Origin of the sequence: Pseudomonas sp. NFIX49 (genome assembly GCF_900115915.1) — a bacterium.
GTDB lineage: Bacteria > Pseudomonadota > Gammaproteobacteria > Pseudomonadales > Pseudomonadaceae > Aquipseudomonas > Aquipseudomonas pharyngis.
This window is the reverse complement of sequence record NZ_FOYE01000001.1, coordinates 446,445-469,913: the sequence shown is the minus strand read 5'-3', so window position 1 is coordinate 469,913 and position 23,469 is coordinate 446,445. Positions and strand designations below refer to the sequence as shown.

General features: G+C 59.7%; 24 protein-coding genes and 2 pseudogenes. 11 read left to right on the top strand and 15 right to left on the bottom strand.

Annotated features, from left to right (window positions below; genetic code table 11):
• Positions 1-32 precede the first annotated feature (32 nt).
• A complete protein-coding gene (locus BMZ46_RS02120; RefSeq protein ID WP_007951123.1) occupies positions 33-1,064 on the top strand; it encodes an HTH-type transcriptional regulator GntR in 1,032 nt (343 codons plus the stop codon).
• A 127-nt stretch (positions 1,065-1,191) separates the two neighbouring features.
• On the opposite strand, the gene BMZ46_RS02115 is transcribed toward BMZ46_RS02120, so the two are convergent.
• The gene (locus BMZ46_RS02115) at positions 1,192-2,064 is read right to left on the bottom strand and encodes a LysR family transcriptional regulator (RefSeq protein ID WP_074688276.1); all 873 of its coding nucleotides are present in this window, start codon (positions 2,062-2,064) and stop codon (positions 1,192-1,194) included.
• 121 nt (positions 2,065-2,185) lie between these two features.
• Here BMZ46_RS02115 and BMZ46_RS02110 point away from each other — a divergent pair, with 121 nt between their 5' ends.
• From BMZ46_RS02110 to BMZ46_RS02095, 4 genes are all read left to right on the top strand, one after another.
• Positions 2,186-2,626, top strand: a complete 441-nt coding sequence (locus BMZ46_RS02110) for a PACE efflux transporter (protein ID WP_074688277.1) — start codon at positions 2,186-2,188, stop codon at positions 2,624-2,626.
• 125 nt (positions 2,627-2,751) lie between these two features.
• Positions 2,752-4,173, top strand: coding sequence for an MFS transporter (locus BMZ46_RS02105; RefSeq protein WP_074688278.1), 1,422 nt, complete (start codon positions 2,752-2,754; stop codon positions 4,171-4,173).
• 153 nt (positions 4,174-4,326) lie between these two features.
• Positions 4,327-4,893, top strand: coding sequence for a hypothetical protein (locus BMZ46_RS02100; RefSeq protein WP_074688280.1), 567 nt, complete (start codon positions 4,327-4,329; stop codon positions 4,891-4,893).
• Between the two features lie 154 nt (positions 4,894-5,047).
• Positions 5,048-5,509 (top strand): hypothetical protein, encoded by a 462-nt coding sequence (locus BMZ46_RS02095; protein ID WP_074688282.1) that lies wholly within the window; start codon positions 5,048-5,050, stop codon positions 5,507-5,509.
• A gap of 46 nt (positions 5,510-5,555) precedes the next feature.
• Here the strand turns inward: BMZ46_RS02095 and BMZ46_RS29725 are convergent.
• The 6 genes and pseudogenes from BMZ46_RS29725 to BMZ46_RS02070 all read right to left on the bottom strand — a co-directional run.
• Positions 5,556-5,984, bottom strand: a pseudogene (locus BMZ46_RS29725) (methyl-accepting chemotaxis protein); the annotation flags it as partial.
• Between the two features lie 120 nt (positions 5,985-6,104).
• Positions 6,105-6,875: pseudogene (locus tag BMZ46_RS29720) on the bottom strand (PAS domain-containing protein); the annotation flags it as partial.
• 588 nt (positions 6,876-7,463) lie between these two features.
• The gene (locus tag BMZ46_RS02085; protein ID WP_074688286.1) at positions 7,464-8,477 is read right to left on the bottom strand and encodes an ABC transporter substrate-binding protein; all 1,014 of its coding nucleotides are present in this window, start codon (positions 8,475-8,477) and stop codon (positions 7,464-7,466) included.
• Positions 8,474-9,019, bottom strand: a complete 546-nt coding sequence (locus tag BMZ46_RS02080) for a sigma-70 family RNA polymerase sigma factor (protein WP_074688288.1) — start codon at positions 9,017-9,019, stop codon at positions 8,474-8,476. The genes BMZ46_RS02085 and BMZ46_RS02080 overlap by 4 nt, the downstream gene beginning before the upstream one ends.
• Positions 9,020-9,146: 127 nt before the next feature.
• Positions 9,147-9,938 (bottom strand): phosphate/phosphite/phosphonate ABC transporter substrate-binding protein, encoded by a 792-nt coding sequence (locus BMZ46_RS02075; RefSeq protein ID WP_074688290.1) that lies wholly within the window; start codon positions 9,936-9,938, stop codon positions 9,147-9,149.
• Between the two features lie 7 nt (positions 9,939-9,945).
• Positions 9,946-10,887, bottom strand: coding sequence for a fatty acid desaturase (locus tag BMZ46_RS02070; protein WP_074688292.1), 942 nt, complete (start codon positions 10,885-10,887; stop codon positions 9,946-9,948).
• A gap of 350 nt (positions 10,888-11,237) precedes the next feature.
• On the opposite strand from BMZ46_RS02070, the gene BMZ46_RS02065 reads away from it, so the two are divergent.
• Positions 11,238-11,657 (top strand): GNAT family N-acetyltransferase, encoded by a 420-nt coding sequence (locus tag BMZ46_RS02065; protein WP_074688294.1) that lies wholly within the window; start codon positions 11,238-11,240, stop codon positions 11,655-11,657.
• Here the strand turns inward: BMZ46_RS02065 and def are convergent, their stop codons facing one another.
• The 3 genes from def to BMZ46_RS02050 form a co-directional block, all read right to left on the bottom strand.
• Positions 11,658-12,197, bottom strand: a complete 540-nt coding sequence (def, locus tag BMZ46_RS02060) for a peptide deformylase (RefSeq protein WP_039766116.1) — start codon at positions 12,195-12,197, stop codon at positions 11,658-11,660. It abuts the gene before it with no gap.
• 2 nt (positions 12,198-12,199) lie between these two features.
• Entirely contained in the window at positions 12,200-13,150 is a 951-nt protein-coding gene (locus BMZ46_RS02055; protein WP_039766115.1) for a YihY/virulence factor BrkB family protein, read from the bottom strand.
• A 177-nt stretch (positions 13,151-13,327) separates the two neighbouring features.
• Entirely contained in the window at positions 13,328-13,519 is a 192-nt protein-coding gene (locus BMZ46_RS02050) for a CsbD family protein (RefSeq protein ID WP_064598911.1), read from the bottom strand.
• 197 nt (positions 13,520-13,716) lie between these two features.
• Here BMZ46_RS02050 and BMZ46_RS02045 point away from each other — a divergent pair, with 197 nt between their 5' ends.
• A complete protein-coding gene (locus BMZ46_RS02045; RefSeq protein ID WP_007951149.1) occupies positions 13,717-14,094 on the top strand; it encodes a hypothetical protein in 378 nt (125 codons plus the stop codon).
• A gap of 168 nt (positions 14,095-14,262) precedes the next feature.
• Here the strand turns inward: BMZ46_RS02045 and fadD1 are convergent, their stop codons facing one another.
• Positions 14,263-15,960: a long-chain-fatty-acid--CoA ligase FadD1 gene (gene fadD1, locus BMZ46_RS02040; RefSeq protein WP_074688296.1), complete on the bottom strand. Its 1,698-nt coding sequence runs from the start codon at positions 15,958-15,960 to the stop codon at positions 14,263-14,265.
• A gap of 345 nt (positions 15,961-16,305) precedes the next feature.
• Positions 16,306-17,994 carry a long-chain-fatty-acid--CoA ligase FadD2 gene (fadD2, locus tag BMZ46_RS02035; RefSeq protein WP_074688298.1) on the bottom strand — a complete coding sequence of 563 codons (1,689 nt, stop codon included), beginning with the start codon at positions 17,992-17,994 and terminating at the stop codon, positions 16,306-16,308.
• A gap of 248 nt (positions 17,995-18,242) precedes the next feature.
• Between fadD2 and BMZ46_RS02030 the strand changes: the two genes are divergently transcribed.
• Complete coding sequence (locus tag BMZ46_RS02030; protein ID WP_074688300.1) at positions 18,243-19,187, top strand: alpha/beta hydrolase; 945 nt, start codon at positions 18,243-18,245, stop codon at positions 19,185-19,187.
• 43 nt (positions 19,188-19,230) lie between these two features.
• Complete coding sequence (locus BMZ46_RS02025) at positions 19,231-19,701, top strand: MaoC family dehydratase (RefSeq protein WP_003227420.1); 471 nt, start codon at positions 19,231-19,233, stop codon at positions 19,699-19,701.
• Positions 19,702-19,769: 68 nt separating this feature from the next.
• Here the strand turns inward: BMZ46_RS02025 and BMZ46_RS02020 are convergent, their stop codons facing one another.
• On the bottom strand, positions 19,770-20,237 hold the full coding sequence (locus BMZ46_RS02020) for a PA2169 family four-helix-bundle protein (protein WP_039766107.1): 468 nt from the start codon (positions 20,235-20,237) through the stop codon (positions 19,770-19,772).
• A 204-nt stretch (positions 20,238-20,441) separates the two neighbouring features.
• On the opposite strand from BMZ46_RS02020, the gene BMZ46_RS02015 reads away from it, so the two are divergent.
• Together BMZ46_RS02015 and BMZ46_RS02010 are read left to right on the top strand one after the other, a co-directional pair.
• A complete protein-coding gene (locus tag BMZ46_RS02015; protein WP_003213031.1) occupies positions 20,442-20,678 on the top strand; it encodes a DUF3820 family protein in 237 nt (78 codons plus the stop codon).
• Positions 20,679-20,708: 30 nt separating this feature from the next.
• Complete coding sequence (locus BMZ46_RS02010) at positions 20,709-21,890, top strand: aminotransferase class V-fold PLP-dependent enzyme (protein WP_074688302.1); 1,182 nt, start codon at positions 20,709-20,711, stop codon at positions 21,888-21,890.
• Here the strand turns inward: BMZ46_RS02010 and BMZ46_RS02005 are convergent.
• Positions 21,887-22,603, bottom strand: a complete 717-nt coding sequence (locus tag BMZ46_RS02005; protein WP_074688304.1) for an intradiol ring-cleavage dioxygenase — start codon at positions 22,601-22,603, stop codon at positions 21,887-21,889. The two genes, BMZ46_RS02010 and BMZ46_RS02005, sit on opposite strands and share 4 nt — an antisense overlap.
• Before the next feature lie 200 nt (positions 22,604-22,803).
• Complete coding sequence (locus BMZ46_RS02000) at positions 22,804-23,469, bottom strand: bifunctional 4-hydroxy-2-oxoglutarate aldolase/2-dehydro-3-deoxy-phosphogluconate aldolase (RefSeq protein WP_039766101.1); 666 nt, start codon at positions 23,467-23,469, stop codon at positions 22,804-22,806.

The window sequence follows — 23,469 nt, the reverse complement described above, 5'->3', positions numbered from 1 at the left end:
AGTGCCTTGATTTTTGTTTGGCAAGCCGCCCGATGACCACCCCTAAAAACGATAAAAACACCCGCACCACCGGCCGTCCCACCCTTAATGAAGTCGCCCGCCTGGCCGGCGTCAGCCCGATTACCGCCTCCCGCGCCCTGCGTGGGGTCAGCACGGTCGCCACCGAATTGGTGGAAAAAGTGCAGAAAGCCGCGCTGGAACTCAACTATGTGGTCAACCCCGCCGCCCGCGCTCTGGCCTCGGCCCAGAGCCATTCGGTGGTGGTTCTGGTGCCTTCGCTGTCCAACCTGCTGTTCATCGACACCCTGGAAGCCATTCATCGGGTGCTCACGCCGAAGGGCTTCGAAGTGCTGATCGGCAACTTCCACTATTCCCGCGATGAAGAAGAAAACCTGCTGCGCAACTACATGGCCTATCAGCCACGCGGTTTGCTGCTGACCGGTTTCGACCGCACCGAAAGTTCGCGGCGGATGATCGAGGCCAGCAACATTCCCTGCGTCTACATGATGGAACTGGACAGCGCCGCCGGGGTGAACTGCGTCGGCTTCTCGCAGCTCAGCGCCGGCGAAACGGCTGCCGAACATTTGCTGTCCCGTGGCCGCAAGCGCTTGGCATACATCGGTGCGCAACTCGATCAGCGCACCCTGCTGCGCGGTGAAGGCTTTCGCAAGGCGTTGCAGAAGGCCGGGCGCTACGACCCGGATCTGGAAGTGCTGACCCCGCGTTCATCGTCCGTAGGTCTGGGTGGCGAGTTGTTCCTGCAATTGCTGGCGGCGCATCCGGATGTCGATGCGATCTTCTTCGGCAATGACGACCTGGCTCAGGGCGCCTTGCTCGAAGCGCTGCGCAACGGGATCAAGATTCCAGAGCAGGTGGCGATTCTCGGTTTCAACGACTTGCCGATGTCCGAGCACATGGTGCCGCGCCTGAGCAGCATCAACACGCCCCGCGAAGCGATCGGAAAGCGTGCAGCGGAACAGATGCTGACATTGATGGCGGGCAACAGCGTGGCGCGGCCGGTCGAAGACATGGGCTTCGAACTCAAAATCCGCGAGAGCACCTGAGCTCTGAGCCTTCTGTTTGATCGTTCCCACGCTCCGCGTGGGAATGCAGCCCGGGACGCTCCGCGTCCCTTCCAGAGCCGGACGCAGAGCGTCCATTGAGGCATTCCCACGCGGAGCGTGGGAACGATCACCGTCCGAGTATTTCAACCAATGCCGCCGCACCCTTCTGTAGCGGCTGGCTCTTGAGCCATACCGCATGCACCGGCAGCACCAGGCCGTTTTCGATGTTGCGGAAATTCAGGCGTTTCAGCCGTCCGCTATCAAACCAGGGCTGCACCACCGACAGCGGAAAATTGCCCCAGCCCAACCCTGCCTCGACCATCTCCAGCGCCGTTTCCAGGTTGTCGGTGCGCCAGTGGGATTCGGCCACCAGTGGCCGGGTTTCGCTGATCGGCAAATCACGACTGCCGACGACGATCTGCCGCACATGCACCAAGTCCTCGAGAAACAGATCCTGCCCCTGCAACAAAGGGCTGTCCGCCGCCAGCGTGGCGATCATCCGTTCACTGCCGACGAACTGAAAACGCTCCAGCACATTCACGCTCAACCCGGCGAACGCCAGACACACGCTGATTCGACCACTGTGAAGCATCGCCAGCACGTCATCTTGCGGTGCAGTCAGCACTTCAATGTCGAGCAGCGGATGACGCTCGCTGATGTCCTTGATCGCTGTCAGCAAACGTCGGCGGTCGATATCCGCCGCCACACCTATCGACAACTTGCTCTCCAGCCCCAGCGACAACTGCACCGCATGCACCTGCAATTGCTTGAGCTGATCGGCGATCAGCCGCGCATGGGGCACCAGCGACAGCGCCATTGCCGTCGGTTGCGGTTCGCGGTGGCTGCGGTCGAACAACGAGTAACCGAGTTCGGCCTCCAGATTGCCGATGGCCATGCTCACCGCCGACGGGACTTTGCCCAATGCCCTGGCCGCTGCGGAAAACGAGCCGCGCTCAATCACGGCGAGAAACAGTTCGATGCTTTCACTGTTGAAATTCACTTCACACACCTATCAATAAAACTGAAAGCTACTGACTTTTTCTGTCACCTGCATTGAAGCTATCTTTCGTCGCCTTCGCCAGCCCCACTGGCCACAAGTCGCAAGAAAGAGGCAATTCCCCATGCAAGGCGTCAAACGCAAACTGGTCTATGTGTCGCTCTATGAAGTGATCGGCATGACCTTCTCCGCCCTGGGCCTGGCCTTGTTGTCCGGCACCTCGCCCGGCAGCACCGGCCCGCTGGCGGTGATCATCACCAGCATCGCCGTGACCTGGAATTTCATTTACACCTTGCTGTTCGAGCGCTGGGAAAGCCGCCAGGTGTCGCGCACCCGCACGGTGAAACGGCGCATCGCCCACGCCGTCGGCTTCCAGCTGACGCTGATCGTGTTTCTGATTCCGCTGATCGCGTGGTGGATGAACATCAGTCTGGTGCAGGCCTTTTTGCTGGATCTGGCGCTGATCGTGTTCATCCCTTGCTACACCTTCGCGTTCAACTGGCTGTTCGATAAGGTGTTCGGCCTTCCGGCGTCGGCACTACCGGATCCGCAGCCCGCGACATAAATCGTTAATTGGTAAGCGGATATTGCAAGAAATCGGCGGTTTTCCCTCACCAACCGCCGATATAAACAATCCTTGATTTCCGATAGCAGGCTAAGCTTTTCCATCAATAAAAAATGGATCTGCCCATGACTGCACACGCCCCCGCCGCGCAACGCGACGGCATCGACCCGATACGCGCCGCCGAGATTTCCGCCCGCATCGACCGCCTCCCGGCAGTCGCCACGATCTGGCGGCTGGTGGCGCTGCTGTCGATCGGTGGTTTCTTCGAACTGTACGACCTGTTCCAGACCGCCTACATCAGCCCCGGCCTGATCCGCGACGGCATTTTCGCCACCGGCAATCAGGGCGTTTTCGGTTTCTCCGATCAGGCCGCGTTCGCCTCGGCAACGTTCCTCGGTTTGTTTCTCGGCGCCAGCCTGCTGAGCCCGATGGCGGATCGGTTCGGGCGGCGCGCGATCTTCACCTTCGCGCTGGTCTGGTACACCGTGGCCACGGTGCTGATGGGCGTGCAGAGTTCGGCGCTGGGGATCATCTGCATGCGTTTTCTGGTGGGCATCGGCCTCGGCATCGAGCTGGTGACCATCGACGCCTACCTCTCGGAACTGGTGCCCAAACGCATGCGCAGTTCGGCGTTTGCCTTCGCGTTTTTCGTGCAGTTCCTGTCGGTGCCAGCGGTGGCGCTGATGTCCTGGTGGCTGGTGCCACAGGCGCCGTTCGGGGTTTCCGGCTGGCGTTGGGTGGTGTTGGCCAGTGCGGTGTTTGCGCTGTTCATCTGGTGGCTGCGCAAGCGTCTGCCGGAGTCACCGCGCTGGCTGGCCCAGCATGGCCGTTTCGATGAGGCGAACCGGATTCTTGACGGTATCGAGGCGCGTTGTGAGAAGGATCACCGTCAGGCACTGGATGCGCCGGAAGCGGTAGCCGTCGACGTTGAAGGCAAGGGCCGTTTCGCCGATATCTGGCAACCGCCCTATCGCCGCCGCGCGTTGATGCTGATCGTCTTCCACATCTTCCAAGCCATCGGTTTCTTCGGCTTCGGCAACTGGCTGCCGGCGTTGCTCTCCGGTCAGGGTGTCAGCGTCACTCACAGCCTGATGTACGCCTTCATCATCACCCTCGCCTACCCGCTCGGGCCGTTGCTGTTCGTCAAATTCGCCAACCGCTTCGAGAACAAGTGGCAGATCGTCGGCTCGGCCCTCGGCGCCATGACTTTCGGCACCCTGTTCGCGTTGCAGACCAGCGCCTTCGGCCTGATCTTCTGCGGGGTGATGATCACCTTCTGCAACGCCTGGCTGAGCTTCAGTTATCACTCCTATCAGAGCGAACTGTTCCCCACCAACATCCGCGCCCGGGCGGTGGGCTTCTGCTATTCGTTCAGTCGTTTGTCGACGGTGTTCAGCAGCCTGTTGATCGGTCTGTTCCTCGATCATTTCGGCACGCCGGGCGTATTGGCGTTCATCGTCGCCAGCATGCTGATCGTGATGCTGACCATCGGCTACTTCGGCCCCCGCACCCGCAATCTGGCGCTGGAAAACATCGCCCATCGCTGACGGACAACGGTCATCCTCTGCCGCCCACCGGCAAGGGATGACCGCTTTGCCTGCTCACGAAAAATCACAAGCATTTGAAATAAAAGGACTTATTTGATGGGCACGGTATTTGCTGCCAAGGACTGACAGTCATTACCTACAGGTTCTCTCATCATGTTGGTCAGTGCAAAACAACAACAAATCATTCATCTGCCCAAGCAGTTGAATGATGACGCCACCGCCACCGCCGCAGCCGGACTGCAAGGCGGACTGCACGGGGCGATGCTGCAAACCCTGCAAAACCAGGCCCAGGCGCAAACCGCCGAAGCCAACGCCAAAGTGCAGGAATCAGCCACCCAACTGGCGACCCAGCAAGTCAGCGAAGCCACGCGTATCAGCGACAACGTCGACGAAGCGTTCGCCAAGACCCGTGTCGCCCTGCAAACCTCCGATACTTCGCCGAGCAAATCCACGGGCTCATCGGCTATGGATGAGTTCAAGGACTACATGAGCAAAACGCCGGAACAGCGTCTGCGCGACAGTATCCTCCAGGAAATGGGCCTGACCGAGGACGACATCAAAGCCATGCCGCCGGAGAAACAACTGGCCATCGGCAAAGAAATCGCCGAGCGACTGCAGGACAAGATGAAGCTGGCCGAAGCCGAGAAGCAGAACAAGCAAGACGCCAACTCGGCGAAGATCAGCGACGAGTCGGCGGACAAGTTCCTCGCTTCGCTCTAAGAAGATCCCTTCCCTCAGCAGAGTCTCACTCGAGACTCTGACCTCACCGTCCGGTTACCGCTAGTCGATTTCTTACTCCCGAGAGTCGATACCTGTAAGTTCTGACAGTTGTCCTCCCCATCAAAGCTGAAACAACATCAACCGTGAAGGAGCAATGCCGCTCCGCCAGCAGCTCAGCCAAGAAAAGGAATTAAAAATGAACGTGGAAAACAACGCAGTTGGGCTATTTGGTTTAAAAGTGAGCGAAAACGGTGGCCCGGAAGAAACCATCACCACTACTGAGCTCTTTTTCATCGTCACCTCAAAAAAGCTACGTGTCGGCGGTTTCCAAGTAGGTCCCAACGGGTTACGAGGTGCCCAAGTGGACATCAATGGTGAGATCAAAACTGGCACATATCCCTTCACAAAGGACCTTAGCGTCACTGGTTTTTATAATCAAAGCGGATTGGTCAGCTCTTGGCCTGCAGTTACAGAGGGCGGGGAAATAACAATTCTGGAAGTAGACGTTACGAAAAGGTTTGCAAGAGGAACCTTCAAGTTCAGGGCAGAAGAGCGTGACAACGCGTCCAATTATGCAAATGCCATTGGTAGCTTTTCCTTGACCGAAAAAGAGTGATCGAGAAAATTTTGCCCCTCTATACAGAGGGGCAATTCCCAAGTCGCTACTCTAATCTCAACGTCTCATTGAACTGACTGATCGCATCCACCACATGCCGCGAGCCCTGCTGAATCTCCCGAATCGCATCCCCCGCCTCGTTCGCCAGTTCCACCCCGAGCCCGGTGCGGCTCAGGCTCGACTGCATGCTCGACACTGCGCTCAGTGACAGCTCATGGTTCTTGCGCACCACGTCGACGATCTCCACGGTCGCCTGGCTGGTTCGCGCCGCGAGGCTGCGCACTTCATCCGCCACCACCGCAAAACCACGCCCGTGTTCACCCGCGCGCGCCGCTTCGATGGCGGCGTTGAGCGCCAGCAGGTTGGTCTGGTCGGCAATCCCGCGAATGGTCTGGACGATGGTGCCGATGATGTCCGACTGCTTGCTGACTGCATCGATGCTCAGCGCCGCTTCGTTGAGGTCGCGGGAAATGTCCTGAATGATCTGCACCGTTTGCTGCACGACCTGTGAGCCTTTTTGCGCGCAGGCGTCGTTTTGTACCGAAGTGCTGTGGGCCGATTCCGCAGCGGTCTGCAAGGTAGTCATCTGGTGAGTGATGTCGCTGGCGAACTTCACCACTTTGTACAAGCGGCCCTTGGCGTCGAACAGCGGGTTGTACGACGCTTCCAGGTAAACGGTTTGCCCGGACTTGTTCTTGCGCTCGAAGCGGTGCGAGTGATATTCGCCGCGATTGAGCGATGCCCAGAACGCCTTGTATTGCGCGGATTCGGCTTCGACCCGATGACAGAACAGGCTGTGGTGATGGCCGACGATCTCGTTGAGCGAGTACTGCATGGTCTTGAGGAAGTTGTCGTTGGCCGTGATCACATTGCCTTCCGGGGTGAACTCGATCACTGCCATCGAACGGCCGATGGCAGCGAGCATGCTTTCTTCTTCCTTTTCCTTGTTCACGCGCGCCGTTATGTCCGACGCCACTTTGATCACACTTCGGACCTGTTTGTCCGGGCCATACACCGGCATGTAACTGGCTTCGAGCCAGATCTCCCGCCCACTCTTGTTCAAGCGCAGGAAAGTCCCGCTGATGGGTTCGCCACGGGCCAGGTCACGCCACAACTTGGCGTATTCCTCGCTGCGGTAAAACGCCTCTTCACAAAAGATCCGGTGATGTTTGCCACGCACTTCATCGGCGCTGTAGCCCATGGTCTTGCAGAAGTTCTCATTGGCATCCAGAACGATGCCCTCGGGGGTGAATTCGATCATTGCCATCGAACGGCTGATCGCCGCCAGCTTGGCGTTGGCTTCGGTCAGGGCACAGCTGAAACGTTCGATTTCCTGCAGATCAGCCTTGTGATGTAGGTTGAACATGTCTCTATCACCTTCCGCGCGTTCTTTTGATTTGATGAAAGTTCAGGTCTTTCAGAATCCACCACTACGTTCCACAGAACAGGCACACGCCTTCCTCCACGGGAGGAAGTTGTCAGGTGATAAACGATGATTAATCAAAGAGTCCATGCAGCGACGCTCTAATCAAGACATCCTTTTCTTGATAGCCCGCGGGCGGGCCATTCCTAACATGCAGAAGAACTTCCATTTAAAAAACAGCTCCTTGTCGGTCAAGTGTCGGTGCCTTGGATTGCGCACTCTGGCAGCTTTGTTCACGGCTAACCGATTGCCGTCGGAGCGCTTTGAATGGCGGTCGACATAGTTAGTTATGAATGAGCATAGACAGCGCAAGGCCTTGCGCAAGGCCACTAGTCGGCCAGTAATGCGGGAGTTCGGACAGGAAGCGGACGAGAAACGGTTCAGCGAATTCGGCTTGTTTGATCTATCGCTTTCGCGAGCAGGCTCGCTCCCACAGGATCCTGCGCAATATTCAAAGTGGCGCAACACCTGTGGGAGCGAGCCTGCTCGCGAAGACGGAGTAACAGACGCTACAGGAATATCAGGAAAGAACTACAGGCTGCCGCTCACCTTGTTCGCCACTTCACCTGGCACCCACGGTTTCCACACTTGCGGTTGATCGCGCAGAAACGCTTCGGCCACCTGGCGTGGCTGCTGGCGTTTTTCGCTCATCCCGGCCAGGGTCTGGTTCAGCAGATCGATCGGCAAGTCGACCTTTTCAAAGAACGTCACCAGCTCCGGATACTGCGCCTTGAACGGCGCCGACACGCCAATCGCCAGGCTCGCCGGCATCGAGCGGGTGCCTCTCGGATTGGGGTTGGTGGCATCGGCCAGGGTTTTCCAGGCTTCGGCGTCGAACGGTGGCTCTTCCAGCTTCACCAGTTTGAAGCGACCGAGCAGCGGCGTCGGCGACCAGTAGTAGAACAGCACCGGTTTGCCCCGCTTGATCGACGACGCCACCTCGGCATCCAGCGCCGCGCCGGAGCCGGTGCGGAAGTTGACGTAACTGTCGTTCAACGCATACGCCTTGAGTTTCTGGCTGTTGACGATTTCAGAGGTCCAGCCGGTCGGGCTGTTGAGGAAGCGCCCGCGGCTCGGGTCTTCCGGGTCCTTGAACACATCCTTGTAGCGCGGCAGATCGGCCACGGATTTCAGTTCCGGCGCCAGCGGTTTGATCCCGCGCTCCGGGTCACCCTTGATCACGTATTCCGGCACCCACCAGCCTTCGGTGGCGCCCTTCACCGTGTCGCCGAGGCCAAACACCTTGCCCTCGGCGGCAGCCTTGACCCACGCGGGACTACGCCCTGCCCACTCTTCGCCGATCACCTGAATGTCGTTTTTCGCCAGCGCCGCCTCCAGGCTGACGGTGCTGCCCGGCAGGGTGTCGGTCGGGTAGCCGTAGCCTTTCTCGACGATCAGGCGCAGCACTTCGGTGATGAAGCTGCCGCTTTCCCAAGTGATGTCACCGAAGTGAATCGGCGCGGTTTTTTCCGCTGCCACGGCGTGGCCGGCAGTCAGGGTCAGGGCCAGCAGCGAACTGCCGAGCAGGGTTTTGAGCGATCTCATGCGGACCTCTTGTTCTGGGAGGAAATCAGGGTTTGGTTGGCGCTGTGGCGGTTGCACAGTGCCTGGGAACGGGTCATGTACAGGCTCACCGAACGCTGGGAGATGCCCAGTTCGGCAGCGATTTGCGGGTAGGTCAGGCCGTCAATGCGCGCCAGCAGAAAGGTCGAGCGGACTTTGCCCGGCAGGCGCTGGAGCGTGCGGTCCAAATGCTTGAGGCTTTGCGACAGGTCGGCGAGTTCTTCGGGAGACGGCGGGTGATCGAGGTCGCCCTGTTGCAGTTGGTGCAGATGTCGACGCTCCAGATCGCCCCGCCGCCAGCGCTCGTACAGCAGGCGTTGGGCGATGGTGGTGAGCAAGGCGCGGGGTTCACGGATGGCGGTCAGGCCCGGGGCTTCGAGCAGTTGCGCGAAGGTTTCGGCGGCGATGTCTTCGGCGGTGGCCGCATCATTCGATTGCCGACGCAGACGTGTGCACAACCACTGGTAATGGTCGCCAAACAACGTGTGCACATGATTGCGATGGGATGAGTCGGCGCCGGACATGGGGGCTCCTTGGTCAAGGGTCGCTGAATGTCCGGTCGTCCGGTGGCGCGATCCTAGCAAGGCGCCTTATGCGTTAAAAATACTTAAAAAGAATTTTTATATTCCATTAGTGAATTACAAGAGACTGCTAGCGCAAGCGACCATAACCCAGTTCTTCGGCCTCGCGCTGATAATCCAGCAGGACGAGGTAATCACTTTCACTGGCGGGCAGGACTTCGGGCAAACCGAGGATGCGGGCCACATCGGGCAGGTCTTGAAGGCTGCGATTCATCGCCCGGCGCAGGTGTTCAATCTGTTCGTCCGTCGTGCTGGCAGCGGTGATGAAGGGCAAGGTCGGGCTGAACGCACTGCGTGCCACCACCCGCAAGCCGCTGACCTCTGCGGCGGCGTACTGCGCCAGGTACGCGAAGGTCACGCTGTCGATGGCTGCCAGATCGGCGCGGTCTTCGCGCAACCAGCGCAGGCTTTCGCGATGCCCGCCACTGATGCCCACAGAGGCGTAAAACTGACCGTCCCGATGCAGCGGCGCCAAACGCTGACGCAACAGGTTCATGCCGCTGTTGGAGTCCTCGCTGTTGATCACCCCGCGACTGTCGAAGAACTCCGCCAGATTGCGGCGCGGATCCTCGGCGCGGGCGAGGATCAGGCTGCAATGGTTGCCGGCGCTGGCGTCGGGCAATTCGTAGCGCGGACGGCCGACAATCCTGACCTGCCCACGCAGCGCGGTCATCAGCGGATAGCCGCAGGTCTGGGTCAGCAGCAACTCAGGCGAACGCCAGAGTTCAAGCAGCGACAGGCCTTCGGCATCGAGCCGCGAACGGCCCAGGTGTTCGAGAATCCGCGCCAGCCACTGCTCGTTCGCCGCGCGAATCGGCTCGGGTGCGATGTACATCAACAGTTCTGCGTAACCTGACGTCATGCTGGCCTCAAATAAAAGGATGCTGCGGGCTGTCGATCGGCTTGATGCCGTGCCGGCGCCACAGTTGCCCATAACCTTGCACCAGAAACCCGCCGCTGCGCGCCACCCATTGCTCCCGGCGCATGCGATAGGCCTTGGGCAAGTCGTACCATGACAGCTTCGGCAAGTCGTGGTGTACCAGATGGAAATTCAGGTTCAGGAACAGCCAGCGCCATGGCCATCCGGCTTCGTTGAGTACCGTGCGCTGTTCCGGCCTCTCGTGCGGTCGGTGTTCATAGTAGGAGCGGACCATCGCGATCGACAGCGCCGGCACACTGATCAAAAACAGGTAATGCCACACCGGCAACACGCTGTAGCGCGCGATGAAGAACAGCATCAGCACGGTCAAGGCGCCGTGGGTCAACCACATCAGCCAAGCCTGGCGCTCGCCGCTTTTCAGACGTTGCAGTTCTTCACCGGCCAGCGCCAGCAACGCCAGCGGCGCACCAAGAATGAAGCGGCCCAATACGGTCTTGTTCAGCCAGTGCAGACTGCGTTCGAACAACGAACGGCCCTGCCAGCGCTCGGCGCTCAGGTAACGGCTTTCGGGATCGACGCCGGGAATCGTCAGGTCTTCGTCGCGATGGTGCTGCAAATGACTGTCGCGATAGAGCGTGTAGGGATACCACACCGCAAATGGCGCATAGCCGAGGATTTTGTTGACGAAGGTCCAGCGCGTCGGATGACCGTGGAGCAATTCGTGCTGCACCGACAGCCACAGCACCAGTAACGGAATCAGCAGCAGCGTGCTCCACCCGAGGCCGAGCCATTCACTGCCCAGCACAATCGCGAACCAGCCGCCGTACACGCCGATCAGCAGCAGCCAGGTCGGCCACTCGGTGCGGGCGGTGAAGCGCTGGCGCAGGGTTTCGATCTGTTGGCGATGGGCATCGTCGAAATAGTGGGGCATGGCGTGGCTCGGAACGAGGGTCTGATCGTTCTGTGCAACACCAACGGGAAATCTTGCAGATTATTTTTGCGGTTTTTTTAAGGACGCTGATTTCAAGGACAAGACAGGAGCCCGGATCCGGGCTCCCGTACGGCGTGATCAATGGCCAAAAATGTCGACTTTTTTCGCCCTCTTCTCGTGGCGTTTTTCGATGGCGGTCTTGGCCGGTTTCTTCTTCGCGGCTTTTTTCGAATCCATACCTTTGGACATGATGCGTACTCCACTCAGAGGGGATGTGAGATCAGGTATACACCTATCCCGGCGGGCACGTTGTTTTATAATCCGCAGCTTTTGCACCGGCAGTCCGATTCATGACCGACATCCGTTACAGCCAGCTCGACGACCTGTCCTGGCCTCTGATGAACAAGTTCTACCGCCAGCATCAATCGTCGATGAAAGCCGTGCGCGAGGCGCAATTATGGGTGGCGCGGCGGGAGGAAATCGTGGCGGCGCTGTGCCTGCGGCCGGTGTTCGGCGGACATTGGTTGACCGGGTTGTTCGTCGATCCGGCCTGCCGCGAGCAAGGCATTGCCGCACAGCTGATTGCCGAAGCGGTGAAGGACGTCGAGGGGCCGGTGTGGTTGTTCTGCCACCCGGACTTGCGCGAATTCTACGAGCGGCGCGGCTTCACTTTCGATCCTGACCTGCCCCAGGCCATGGCCGAGCGCTTGAGCCGGTATGCGCGGAGCAAGCCGATGATTGCCATGGAACTGGCACCGCGCGCGGGCTAGTCAGTCGTCAGCGTTGGGATCGAGATCCGGAAACATCACTTCGGTAAAACCGAACTTGCTGAAATCGGTAATGCGCGACGGGTACAGGCGCCCGATCAGGTGATCGCATTCATGCTGTACCACCCGCGCATGGAACCCTGAGGCCTCCCGCGAGATCGGCTCACCCTTGGGGTCGACGCCTTCGTAACGGATCCGCTGGTATCGATCCACCGCGCCCCGCAGACCCGGCACCGACAGGCAGCCTTCGAAGCCCTCCTCCATCAGCGGACTGAGCGGCGTGATCAGCGGGTTGATCAGGATCGTCTGCGGCACTGCTTCGGCGTCCGGGTAACGCTCGCTGTGCTCGAAACCGAAGATCACCAGTTGCAGATCGACACCGATCTGCGGCGCGGCCAGGCCAACGCCGCCGACGCTTTCCATGGTCTGGAACATGTCGTCGATCAATTGCCACAGCTCGGGACTGTCGAGCATTTCGGCGGGCACTGGCGGGGCGATGCGCAGCAGGCGTTCGTCGCCCATCTTCAGGATTTCACGGATCATGATCAGGCTTCGTCAGTGTTCGGCTTGAGCGAATGATCGCGCCCGAGGCCGGAAACGTGTTGTTTGGGATGTTCATCGAGTTCGCCGGGGACTTTCTCGCCCGAATCCTTGCCCTCGCTGGACATGTGTTCGATCACCGCATTCATCTCCGCACCGAGCAACAACACGGCGGCGGAAATGTAGAAATACAGCAACAGCACGATGATTGCACCGATGCTGCCATACATGGCGTTGTAGTTGGCGAACGTCTTGACGTAGAACGCGAAGCCCAAGGACGCGATGATCCACACCACCACCGCCAGCACCGAGCCGGGGGTGATGAAACGAAATTCCTGTTTGACGTCGGGCATCACGTAATAGATCAGCGCCACGGCCACCATCATCAGAATCACGATCACCGGCCAGCGGGCGATGGTCCACAGGGTGACGATCACTTCTTCGAGACCGACCTGCGCGGCGATCCACCCCATCACCTGCGGGCCGAGCACCATCAGCGCTGCGGCCACCAGCAACATGCCGGCGATGCCGACGGTGTAGATGATCGACAGCGGAAACCGCTTCCACAGAGGCCGGCCCTCGACCACGTCGTAGGCGGCGTTCATTGCGCTCATCATCAGGCGCACGCCGGCAGACGCGGTGTACAGGGCGATGACGATACCCACCGAAAGCAGGCCGCCCTTGGATTGCTGCAGTTGATCGATCACCGGGTTGACCTGCTCCAGCGCCTGGGGCGGCAACACCAGCTCCGATTGCAGGCGCAGCCAGGAGAAGAAGTCCGGCAGGTGCAGAAAACCGATCAGGGCAATCAGGAACAGAATGAACGGGAACAGCGAAAACAGCATCTGGTAGGCCAGTGCCGAGGCATAGGTCGACATCTCGTCGTCGACGAATTCGGTGACCGTGCGCACCATCACCCGGTGCAGGGGCAGACCTTTCATGTCCGGAAAAATCATTCGCGTCTCCTTTCGCCGCAGAACAGGTTGAAGTCGTGGCGACTCAGGGGCCGTTTTTCTCTCATCAAAGTAGCTTACTTGGCGACTTTGAAACACTGTGATCCGTGACCGCATGTGAGCGGGATACGAAAACGGCCATCCTTGGATGGCCGCTTCGCTGTTTCGTTCAAGGCCGGATCAGGCCTTGTCGACGCCCTTCTTGACCGCATCCTTGGCCTTGCCCACTGCTTGCTGGGCCTCGCCCTTCTTCTCTTGCACTTTGCCTTCGGCTTGCAGTTTGGTGTTGTCGGTGGCTTTGCCGACACCCTGCTTGACGTTGCCGACCGCTTCGTTGGCCATGCCTTTCACTTTATCGCTCGTGCTACCCATGGTGATTCTCCTTGGAACATTAACGGGGAAAGTCAGTACGTAAAGATTGACTGGCTCGGTTTGCGCCAAGTTTCATTTATTTTCAGGGCTTCATTTCGTCGCGGCGTGCAGGTTGGGCTTTATGTTTGCGAGCGTTGCCCCGAGAATGCCCTCCATAAGGGCGCCAGGCGCCACAGAACCGATCCCGCAGGAATGTTATGAAACTCGATAAAAAGCAGGCCATCGCCCGTCGCAACCAGGAACTGGGCGGTGCCGTGCTCGGCACCAACAACTGCCACTTCGCCGAACTGAACCGCAACCGCAACATCTGGTGGTTCGACTTGCCGGTGTCGCGCCTGGCGATCGGTCAGTACGAGTGGATCCACCTGCTGATGCACACCCCGGCCACCGACGAACTGCTGCACCTGAAAGTGCCGACCGTGTTCCTGCGCGAGAAGCTCGAAGGCCTGGTGATCCGAAACGAAGGCAAACGCAAGGCTGCCCTGAGCCTGGAACTGAGCGCCGACAAGGACTCGTACCTGCAGGACATGCGCCCGGCGGGCACCAATGTGAACTTCGCGCCGTTCCGCCAATAAGACACTCAAGCTGATCGTTCCCACGCTCTGCGTGGGAATGCCGCCCAGGACGCTCCGCGTCCAGCACGGCAGGGACGCAGAGCGTCCCGGGATGCGTTACCACGCGGAGCGTGGGAACGATCAAGCGGTAAACCAACAAAAAGCCCCGCATCTGCGGGGCTTTTTGTTTTACGCGGCGTTCTTCGCCTTGATCTTCTTCAGCTCTTCGTCACGCAGTTCGCGACGCAGGATTTTGCCGACGTTGGTGGTCGGCAACGCATCGCGGAACTCCACGGAGCGCGGCACCTTGTAGCCGGTGACGTTGGCGCGCATGTGCTCCATCACCTGTTCCTTGGTCAGGGTGACACCCGGTTTGGCGACGATGAAGATCTTGATCGCCTCGCCGGATTTTTCGTCCGGAACGCCGATGGCCGCACACTGCAACACGCCCGGCAGGGCCGCCAGCACGTCTTCCAGTTCGTTCGGATACACGTTGAAACCGGACACCAGAATCATGTCTTTCTTGCGATCGACGATGCGCATGTAGCCGTCCGGCTGGATCAGCGCGATGTCACCGGTCTTCAGCCAGCCTTCGCTGTCGAGCATTTCATCGGTGGCTTCCTGACGCTGCCAGTAGCCCTTCATCACTTGCGGGCCCTTGACGCACAGCTCGCCGATTTCGCCCAGCGGCTGCTCGACACCGGCGTCGTCAATGACTTTGCACAGGGTCGACGGCACCGGAATGCCGATGGTGCCGATCTGAATGTTCTGAATCGGGTTGACCGTGGCCACCGGGCTGGTTTCGGTCATGCCGTAACCTTCACAGATCGGGCAACCGGTGACCGCTTTCCAGCGCTCGGCTGCGGCCAGTTGCAGGGCCATGCCGCCGGACAGGGTGACTTTCAGCGCCGAGAAATCCAGCTTGCGGAAACCTTCGTTGTTGCACAGGGCCACGAACAGCGTGTTGAGGCCGACGAAACCGCTGAACTTCCACTTCGACAGTTCCTTGACCATCGCCGGCAGGTCACGCGGGTTGCTGATCAGGATGTTGTGGTTGCCGATCAGCATCATCGCCATGCAATGAAAGGTGAATGCATAGATGTGGTAAAGCGGCAGCGGCGTGATCAGGATCTCGCAACCTTCATTGAGGTTGGAGCCCATCAGCGCCTTGCATTGCAACATGTTGGCGACGAGGTTGCGATGGGTGAGCATCGCGCCCTTGGCCACGCCGGTGGTGCCGCCGGTGTATTGCAGCACCGCGACGTCGCCGCTGTCCGGGTTGGCTTCAGCCACCGGCTGGCCCTGGCCCTTGCTCAGCACGTCGTTGAACTTGACGGCTTTGGGCAGGTGGTAGGCCGGAACCATTTTCTTCACGTACTTGATGACGCTGTTGATCAGCAGGCGCTTGATCGGCGGCAGCAGGTCGGCGACTTCGGTGACGATGACGTGTTTGACGCCGGTTTTCGGCACCACGGCTTCGGCCAGGTGCGCCATGTTCGCCAGGCACACCAGCGCCTTGGCACCGGAGTCGTTGAATTGGTGCTCCATTTCCCGCGCGGTGTACAGCGGGTTGGTGTTGACCACGATCAGCCCGGCGCGGATGGCGCCGAAGACGGCGACCGGGTACTGCAGCACGTTGGGCAGTTGCACGGCGATTCGATCACCGGGCTGCAAATCGGTATGCTGTTGCAGATAAGCGGCAAACGCACCGGACAATTCGTACAGTTCACCGTAGGTGATGGTCTTGCCCAGGTTGCTGAACGCCGGTTTGTCGGCGAAGCGTTGGCAGGATTGCTTCAACACTGCCTGAATATTCGGGTACTCGTCTGGATTGATGTCGGCAGCAATTCCAGCGGGGTACTTATCCTTCCAAAAGTCTTCGATCATGGAAGCCCACTCCTCAGCAACGCGAATTCAGCACCGCATTTGATGCGATTATTATTGGTGTTTGTTTATTGGTGAGTCTGGCTTTTTACAAGGCCGAGAAGTCACAAAGCGCGCCGAGAGTAGCAGCTTTGCCAAGGGTCGACTAGAGCCAAAAGCGGCCCCTACAGTCATTTTAATGACTCAAGAACTACTGGCAGTCATTTTAGAGCAAAAATCCTATAACACCTTGAAAGTCCCGGTTTTCGGAGCCTTGAAACAAAAAATCGCGAGCGGGCTCGCTTCCACAGGTTCACTGATGATCCTGTGGGAGCGAACCCGCTCGCGATAGAGTGAAGCGCAATTCTTTTATGCGATATCGCGCAACTCTCTGCGCAGAATTTTCCCGACAGGCGTCATCGGCAATGACTCACGCAGCACGATGTGTTTCGGCACCTTGTACGCCGTGAAATTCTCTTTGCAGTAGGCCTTAAGCTCTTCCAGGCTCACCCCGGTTTCCCGCGCCACCACAAACAGCTTCACCGCCTCGCCGGAACGCTCGTCCGGCACGCCGATCACTGCGCAGTTGGCAACTTTCGGGTGGGCCATCACCACGTCTTCGATTTCGTTCGGGTACACGTTGAAACCGGAGACGATGATCATGTCTTTCTTGCGGTCGACGATGCGCACGAAACCGTCCGGGTCGATCACAGCAATGTCGCCGGACTTGAACCAGCCCTCGGCATCCAGCACTTCGGCGGTGGCCTCGGGTTTGTTCCAGTAGCCCTTCATGATCTGCGGGCCCTTGATGCACAGCTCGCCGCGCTCGCCCAGCGGCTGCTCGACGCCGTCGTCGTTGATGACTTTCAACAAGGTGCCCGGCACCGGCAGGCCGACCGTGCCGATTCGTGACAGCTCGCCGTAAGGGTTGGTGCAGGCCACCGGCGAGGTTTCGGTCAGGCCGTAACCTTCGGTAATCCGGCAACCGGTGATCTGTTCCCAGCGTTCGGCCGTGGCCTTGACCAGCGCGGTGCCGCCGGAGTTGGTGAGCTTGAGGGTGGAGAAATCCAGGGTCTTGAAGTCCGGGTGATCCATCAGCGCGACGAACAGGGTGTTGAGCCCCAGCAGCGCCGAGAACTTCCAGTTCTTCAGTTCCTTGATGAAGCCGCCGATGTCCCGCGGGTTGGTGATCAGCACGTTGTGGTTGCCCGATACCATCATGCACATGCAATTCGCGGTGAACGCATAGATGTGGTACAGCGGCAGCGGCGCAATCATCACCTCCTGCCCTTCGCGCAACAGCGGCTGGCCGTCGCTGCCGAACTGACCAAGGCAGGCGCGAACCTGCTGCATGTTCGCCACCAGATTGCCGTGGGTCAGCATTGCGCCCTTGGCCAGGCCGGTGGTGCCACCGGTGTATTGCAGGACGGCGATGTCATCCAGGCCGACCTTCAGCGGCTTGATGCCCAGGCCCCGGCCCATGCGCAGAGCGCTCTTGAAGGAAATCGCCTGGGGCAGCGAATACGCCGGCACCATCTTCTTCACTTTGCTGACCACGGTGTTGACCAGCCAGCCCTTGGCGGCAGGCATCAGGTCGCCCATCTTCGCTTCGATCAGATACTGAATGTCGGTGTCCGCCAGCACTTCCTGAACTTTCTGGCCAAACATGTTCAGGTACACCAGCGCCCGGGCGCCGGAGTCCTTGAACTGGTGACGCATTTCCCGCGCGGTGTACAGCGGGTTGGTGTTGACCACGATCAGCCCGGCGCGCAGGGCTCCGAACACGGCGATCGGATAATGCAGGACGTTGGGCATCTGCACCGCGATGCGATCCCCCGGCACCAGATCGGTGTGGGCTTGCAGATAACCGGCGAACGCGGCGCTCTGGCGCTCCAGCTCGGCGTAGGTCAGGGTCACGCCCATGTTGCTGAACGCCGGGCGATCAGCGAATTTCTTGCAGGAACGCTCGAACACCTCGATCACCGACTTGAACTCACCCGCGTCGATGTCCAGGGGTACGCCCGCCGGGCGTTTGTCATTCCAGAAATCAGGTTGCATTGTTCTTGTCCTCTTTACCTGAGCCGATCCGGGGCCGCTTCGCTGTCATTTCTTTCCGTCCGTGAAAAAGCCGAGAGCAAAAAGCGGGGCTTCACGGACACTAGCAGCTATGGTCAATCAGGCAAATATGGGCAAGGTCGTCATTGATCGTGTGAATCTTCCTGCCGTGGCGTGAGCTGATCGGACGCGCTATACAATGCAACCTCTGCAAGACGCTTGAGCAAAAACAGGCCGCAAAAGGAATCGCCATGATCCACGACACCTTCTGGCTGGACGCGAGTGACCGCAGCCGCCTCTTCGTCAACCTGTGGCTGCCGAACACGCCGCTGAAGGCGGTGATTCTGCTGGCCCACGGCATGGCGGAACACAGCGCACGCTACGCTCGGCTGGCAGAGGCGCTCTGCGCCGAAGGCTACGGTGTGTACGCACCCGACCAGCGCGGGCATGGCAAAACCGCCGATCATGGGACTCTGGGGCATTTCGCCGATGACGATGGCTGGTGCAAGGTGGTCGGCGATCTGGCCAGCCTCAACCAGCACATCGGCCAGCGCCATCCGGGAGTACCGATCGTGCTGCTCGGGCACAGCATGGGCAGCTACATTGCCCAGGCTTATCTGCTGCATCACAGCGCCAGCCTGCACGGCGCGATTCTCAGCGGCTCGAATTTCCAGCCGGTTTCGCTGTACCGTGCGGCCCGGCAGATCGCCCGGTTCGAAAAGCTGCGCCAAGGCGCCAAGGGTCGCAGCGCGCTGATCGAGTGGCTGTCGTTCGGCTCGTTCAACAACAAATTCAAACCGGCGCGCACCGCGTTTGACTGGCTCAGTCGCGACCCGGCCGAGGTCGACAAGTACGCCACCGACCCGCTGTGCGGCTTTCGCTGCACCAATCAACTATGGATCGACCTGCTCGGCGGGTTGCAGCAAATCAGCAAAGCGTCCAATCTCGCCCAGATCGATCCGGGCCTGCCGCTGCTGGTGATCGGCGGCGAATGTGATCCGGTGAGCGAAGGCAAGCGTCTGACTGATCTGGCCAATGCCTTGCGCGCGGCCGGCAGCCAGAACCTGCAACTCACGATCTACCCGCAGGCGCGGCACGAATTGTTCAACGAGAGCAACCGCGACGAAGTGACCGCCGATGTGCTGGCCTGGATCGAACAGGCCCTGAGCCATCGCCGGCCGCACCGCAGCGAATAATTTTTTTGTGGATTCATTTCATCCGTCACAGGAATTCAGACCCATGACCCAGGTTACCAACATCCCTTACGAAGCCCTCGAAGTGGGCCAGACCGCGAGCTACAGCAAGACTGTCGAGGAACGCGACATTCAGCTGTTCGCCGCGATGTCCGGCGACCACAACCCGGTGCACCTGGACGCCGAGTTCGCCGCCGCCAGCATGTTCAAGGAACGTATCGCCCACGGCATGTTCAGCGGCGCGCTGATCAGTGCGGCAGTGGCTTGCGAGCTGCCTGGGCCGGGCACCATTTATATCGGCCAGCAAATGAGCTTCCAGAAACCGGTGAAGATCGGCGACACCCTGACCGTACGCCTGGAAATCCTCGAGAAACTGCCGAAATTCCGTGTGCGCATCGCCACGCGCGTATTCAACCAGCGCGATGAGCTGGTGGTGGACGGCGAGGCCGAGATCCTGGCGCCGCGCAAGCAACAGACCGTAACCCTCCCGACGTTGCCGGCCATCAGCATCGGCTGATCGTCCTCGGTTAAATCCGGGCACAAAAAAACGCCAGACCATCTGGCGTTTTTGTTGGCCTCGAACGCTTACGAGCGTGCGCGAGCCTGGTTACGCAGCGCCTTCACCTGATCGTGATTGCGTTGCACGCCGTGGTATTGGCGTTCGACCAGATCACGGATGCCGACCAGGTTGTGCTTGTTGATCTTCTCGATTGCTTCACGATAAGCCTTCAGGGCGTGGTCTTCACCGCGCTCGGCTTCGTTGAGCACCGCTTCTTCGTCCTTGCCGGTGAACATTGCTTTGACGTCGACCCAGCGACGGTGCAGATCACCGCTGACACTGGTCGAGGTTTCCGGATCGCCGCCCATCGAACGCACGGCGGCTTGCAGCTCGGCCGCAGCCGTTGCGCAATCGGCGGAGCGCTGTGTGAACAGGGTTTTCAGTTCAGGGTGCTTGATGTCTTCAGCGCAGGTCTTGAACCCTTCCTGACCGTCCTTGCTGGTTTCGATCAGGTCGTTGAGGACGGAGATGGCTTCTTTATTCATGTCAGTCATTTTTCAATTCCTTGCGTGGTGAAAGATGCAAGGAGTGTTGCAGTGGTCGTGCCAGCTTTTCGAAAAGAAATTAATCGTTAATTTTCAATAAGTTATAAATAAAACGAAAATCTGTATGCCTGTTATTTGCATGATCTGTCATTTGGCCTGCATGCAGAATGCCTGTATTTTCCAACGTGTTTTCCAACCCAGACGATTCCAACGATGAACCCCGAAAAGCTCGAACTGTTGATCACCCGCGAAATGCCCTTCGGCAAGTACAAGGGCCGGATCATTGCCGACCTGCCGGGCCCGTACCTGAACTGGTTTGCCCGGGAAGGATTTCCCCATGGCGAACTGGGCGGGCTGCTGGCCCTGATGCAGGAAATCGATCACAACGGCCTGTCGGAACTGCTCGAACCGCTGCGCGCCAAACATGGCAAACCTGCCCCGCGCCACTGAGGCGTCACCCTGATCCGAGTCGAGTCGACCATGCCCGATAACACCCGCCGCGCCCGAGACGAAGCCTTCTGGCAAACCTTCGCTGACCGATACGACCGCCATCCCGGCCCCGTGAACCTGGAGAACGGTTACTTCGGACGGATGTCCCGCACCGTGGTCGAGGAGTACCAGCGCAACATCGAGCTGATCAACAACAGCAACTCGATCTACGTTCGCCAGCGTTTCGAACAGCACGACAGCCTCGATATCCGCGCGCAACTGGCCGAGCTGATCGGCGTCCGCGCGCAAAGCGTGGCGTTCACCCACAACGCCACTGCCGGCCTGCAATCTCTGATCCGCAACTACAACCGCCTGCAGCCGGGCGACCAGGTGCTGATCTGCGACCTGGAGTACGACACGGTCAAGGGCGCCATGCGCTGGCTGGCGCAGCATCGCGGGGTCGAAGTGATCGAGATCGAGCACGCCCACCCGGCCAGCTTCGACAGCCTGCTGGCGACTTACCGCGAAGCCTTTACCCGCTATCCGAAGCTCAAGCTGATGGCGCTGACTCACGTTACCCACCGCACCGGGCTGGTAATGCCGGTGCAGGCCATTGCCTCGCTGGCCAGGGAGCATGGCGTCGATATCATCCTTGATGGCGCCCATGCGATCGGGCAGATTGAGTTCGACCTCGAAGCGTTGGGCATCGCCTTCGCCGGGTACAACCTGCACAAGTGGATCGGCTCGCCGCTGACCCTCGGCTTTATCTACATCGCCCCGCAGCGCCTGGCCGACATCGACCCGGACATGGGCGAGATGCATTTTTCGGCTGACGACATCCGTTCGCGCACGCCTTACAGCACGCCGAACATTCCGGCGTTGATGACCTTGCCACTGGTGTTCGAGGAACACCGCGCACTGGGTGGCGCGGCCGCCAAAGGCGCGCGGATGAATTACTTGCGCAACCTGTGGGTGAGCGCCGTGCGCAATCTGCCGGGCATCGAAGTCACGACCCCGGACGATCCGCGTCTCTATTGCGGCATCACCTCGCTACGCTTTACCCGGCATGCCGACCAGCAGGTGATGGTCGAACGCCTGCTCAACGACTACAACCTGTTCACCGTGGTGCGCAATGGCTCGGCCTGTGGGCCATGTATCCGTATCACGCCGTCGCTGACCACCACGGCGGCGGAAATCCAGCTCCTGGTTCAGGCGCTGAACGAACTGCGTTAAACCGTGTACTTGTCGAAGTCCTCGGGCTTGATCTGCGACGATACCGCAAAGGTGTCGATGCCGATCGTGAGGTGGCCGAAGTAGCCGTCCTCGTGCGAGTCGCGGCCGATCGGCCAGACGGTCAGGGTCGATGCTTCTCCGCCCATAGTGGTGTAGTAGGCATCGTCGGCGTTACACACCGGCGCCGAGCCTCGCCCGCGATAGGCCTTGTTGTTGAGCACGCCGCGGGAGACCACCTCCGGGAAATACAGTTGGCCGACCCAGGCCACATTGCGCTCATCCAGATACTCATTACCGCAGACGATACGCACCGCCACGTGAATGTGCAGGGCTCGCCCGGCGTAGAAACCCGGATAGATCGTGGTGAAGCGCACCCTGCCCTTGTGGTCGCTGAACTGACCGCCGCGCAGATAGGTGTCGTCGTCGGTTCGCGGGATCGAGCCGATGTCCTCGACGTCGACTTCCAGATCCGGGTTCACCCGGCTCCAGCCGGAGTACGCGCCGCGGGCGTTGCAGTGCCAGATATCCACCAGCGCACCGCTGACCGGCTCGGCGGTCATGGCATCGACGATGGTCAGGCGCAGCAGCAACGGCAGGCCCTCGGCGCCTTCGCTGATGTTGCGGCGCAGCAGTTTGGGATTGCGAAAATAGGGCCCCGCGACTTGCTCGGGGGCCAGTTGATAAACCGATGGAGCTGAAGGCTGGTTGTCCATGACGCGTTCTCTCTTCCATAAGATGAACGCAGGTTAACGCCACATTCGAAGCTTGGTGCGGTAACTATGTATCTCGAAATAACGTTTCTCGAAATAACAAAAGCTTTTTGCGGGCAAAAAAAAACGGCGCACCGACCAAGCGCACCGTTAAAGCCGTAGAACACACAACGAAGTGTAGGGTTGCAACTAATTGAAAAGTATCAGTCCAGCAGCGCCAGCGCCTCGGCGGTGCATTCCTGAATGCGGGCCCAGTCGCCGTTCTTGATCCACTCAGGATCGAGCATCCAGCTACCGCCCACGCACATGACGTTTTTCAGCGCCATGTAGCTCTTGATGTTGGCCGGGCCAACGCCGCCGGTCGGGCAGAATTTCACTTCGCCGAACGGGCCGCCGAGTGCCTTGATTGCAGCCACGCCGCCGCTGACTTCCGCCGGGAACAGCTTGAAGCGGCGATAACCCAGGCCATAACCTTCCATGATGCCGGAGGCATTGCTGATGCCCGGCAGCAGCGGGATCGGGCTTTCGACACTGGCTTCCAGCAGATCACGGGTGATGCCCGGGGTGACGATGAATTGCGAACCGGCAGCTTCGGCCGCGGCCAGCATATTGCGGTCGAGCACGGTGCCGGCACCGGTCACCAGTTCCGGGCGCTGTTCGCGCAGGATCTGGATCGCCTTGAGGCCGAACTGCGAACGCAGGGTGACTTCGAGCGCGGTCAGACCACCGGCGGCCAAGGCGTCGGCCAATGGCAGCACGTCCTGTTCGCGGGCGATGGTGATCACCGGCAGGATCCGCGCCTTGGCGCAGAGGCTGTCGATCAGGGCAACTTTGTCCGCCATGGAAACGGTCGGGGATGGAATTTTCAT

Coding starts and splice junctions, on each gene's coding strand:
- BMZ46_RS02120 (WP_007951123.1), top strand. CDS start 33: ATGACCACCCCTAAAAACGATAAAAACACCCGCACCACCGGCCGTCCC.
- BMZ46_RS02110 (WP_074688277.1), top strand. CDS start 2,186: ATGCAAGGCGTCAAACGCAAACTGGTCTATGTGTCGCTCTATGAAGTG.
- BMZ46_RS02105 (WP_074688278.1), top strand. CDS start 2,752: ATGACTGCACACGCCCCCGCCGCGCAACGCGACGGCATCGACCCGATA.
- BMZ46_RS02100 (WP_074688280.1), top strand. CDS start 4,327: ATGTTGGTCAGTGCAAAACAACAACAAATCATTCATCTGCCCAAGCAG.
- BMZ46_RS02095 (WP_074688282.1), top strand. CDS start 5,048: ATGCCGCTCCGCCAGCAGCTCAGCCAAGAAAAGGAATTAAAAATGAAC.
- BMZ46_RS02085 (WP_074688286.1), bottom strand. CDS start 8,477: ATGAGATCGCTCAAAACCCTGCTCGGCAGTTCGCTGCTGGCCCTGACC.
- BMZ46_RS02080 (WP_074688288.1), bottom strand. CDS start 9,019: ATGTCCGGCGCCGACTCATCCCATCGCAATCATGTGCACACGTTGTTT.
- BMZ46_RS02075 (WP_074688290.1), bottom strand. CDS start 9,938: ATGACGTCAGGTTACGCAGAACTGTTGATGTACATCGCACCCGAGCCG.
- BMZ46_RS02070 (WP_074688292.1), bottom strand. CDS start 10,887: ATGCCCCACTATTTCGACGATGCCCATCGCCAACAGATCGAAACCCTG.
- BMZ46_RS02065 (WP_074688294.1), top strand. CDS start 11,238: ATGACCGACATCCGTTACAGCCAGCTCGACGACCTGTCCTGGCCTCTG.
- def (WP_039766116.1), bottom strand. CDS start 12,197: ATGATCCGTGAAATCCTGAAGATGGGCGACGAACGCCTGCTGCGCATC.
- BMZ46_RS02055 (WP_039766115.1), bottom strand. CDS start 13,150: ATGATTTTTCCGGACATGAAAGGTCTGCCCCTGCACCGGGTGATGGTG.
- BMZ46_RS02050 (WP_064598911.1), bottom strand. CDS start 13,519: ATGGGTAGCACGAGCGATAAAGTGAAAGGCATGGCCAACGAAGCGGTC.
- BMZ46_RS02045 (WP_007951149.1), top strand. CDS start 13,717: ATGAAACTCGATAAAAAGCAGGCCATCGCCCGTCGCAACCAGGAACTG.
- fadD1 (WP_074688296.1), bottom strand. CDS start 15,960: ATGATCGAAGACTTTTGGAAGGATAAGTACCCCGCTGGAATTGCTGCC.
- fadD2 (WP_074688298.1), bottom strand. CDS start 17,994: ATGCAACCTGATTTCTGGAATGACAAACGCCCGGCGGGCGTACCCCTG.
- BMZ46_RS02030 (WP_074688300.1), top strand. CDS start 18,243: ATGATCCACGACACCTTCTGGCTGGACGCGAGTGACCGCAGCCGCCTC.
- BMZ46_RS02025 (WP_003227420.1), top strand. CDS start 19,231: ATGACCCAGGTTACCAACATCCCTTACGAAGCCCTCGAAGTGGGCCAG.
- BMZ46_RS02020 (WP_039766107.1), bottom strand. CDS start 20,237: ATGACTGACATGAATAAAGAAGCCATCTCCGTCCTCAACGACCTGATC.
- BMZ46_RS02015 (WP_003213031.1), top strand. CDS start 20,442: ATGAACCCCGAAAAGCTCGAACTGTTGATCACCCGCGAAATGCCCTTC.
- BMZ46_RS02010 (WP_074688302.1), top strand. CDS start 20,709: ATGCCCGATAACACCCGCCGCGCCCGAGACGAAGCCTTCTGGCAAACC.
- BMZ46_RS02005 (WP_074688304.1), bottom strand. CDS start 22,603: ATGGACAACCAGCCTTCAGCTCCATCGGTTTATCAACTGGCCCCCGAG.
- BMZ46_RS02000 (WP_039766101.1), bottom strand. CDS start 23,469: ATGAAAATTCCATCCCCGACCGTTTCCATGGCGGACAAAGTTGCCCTG.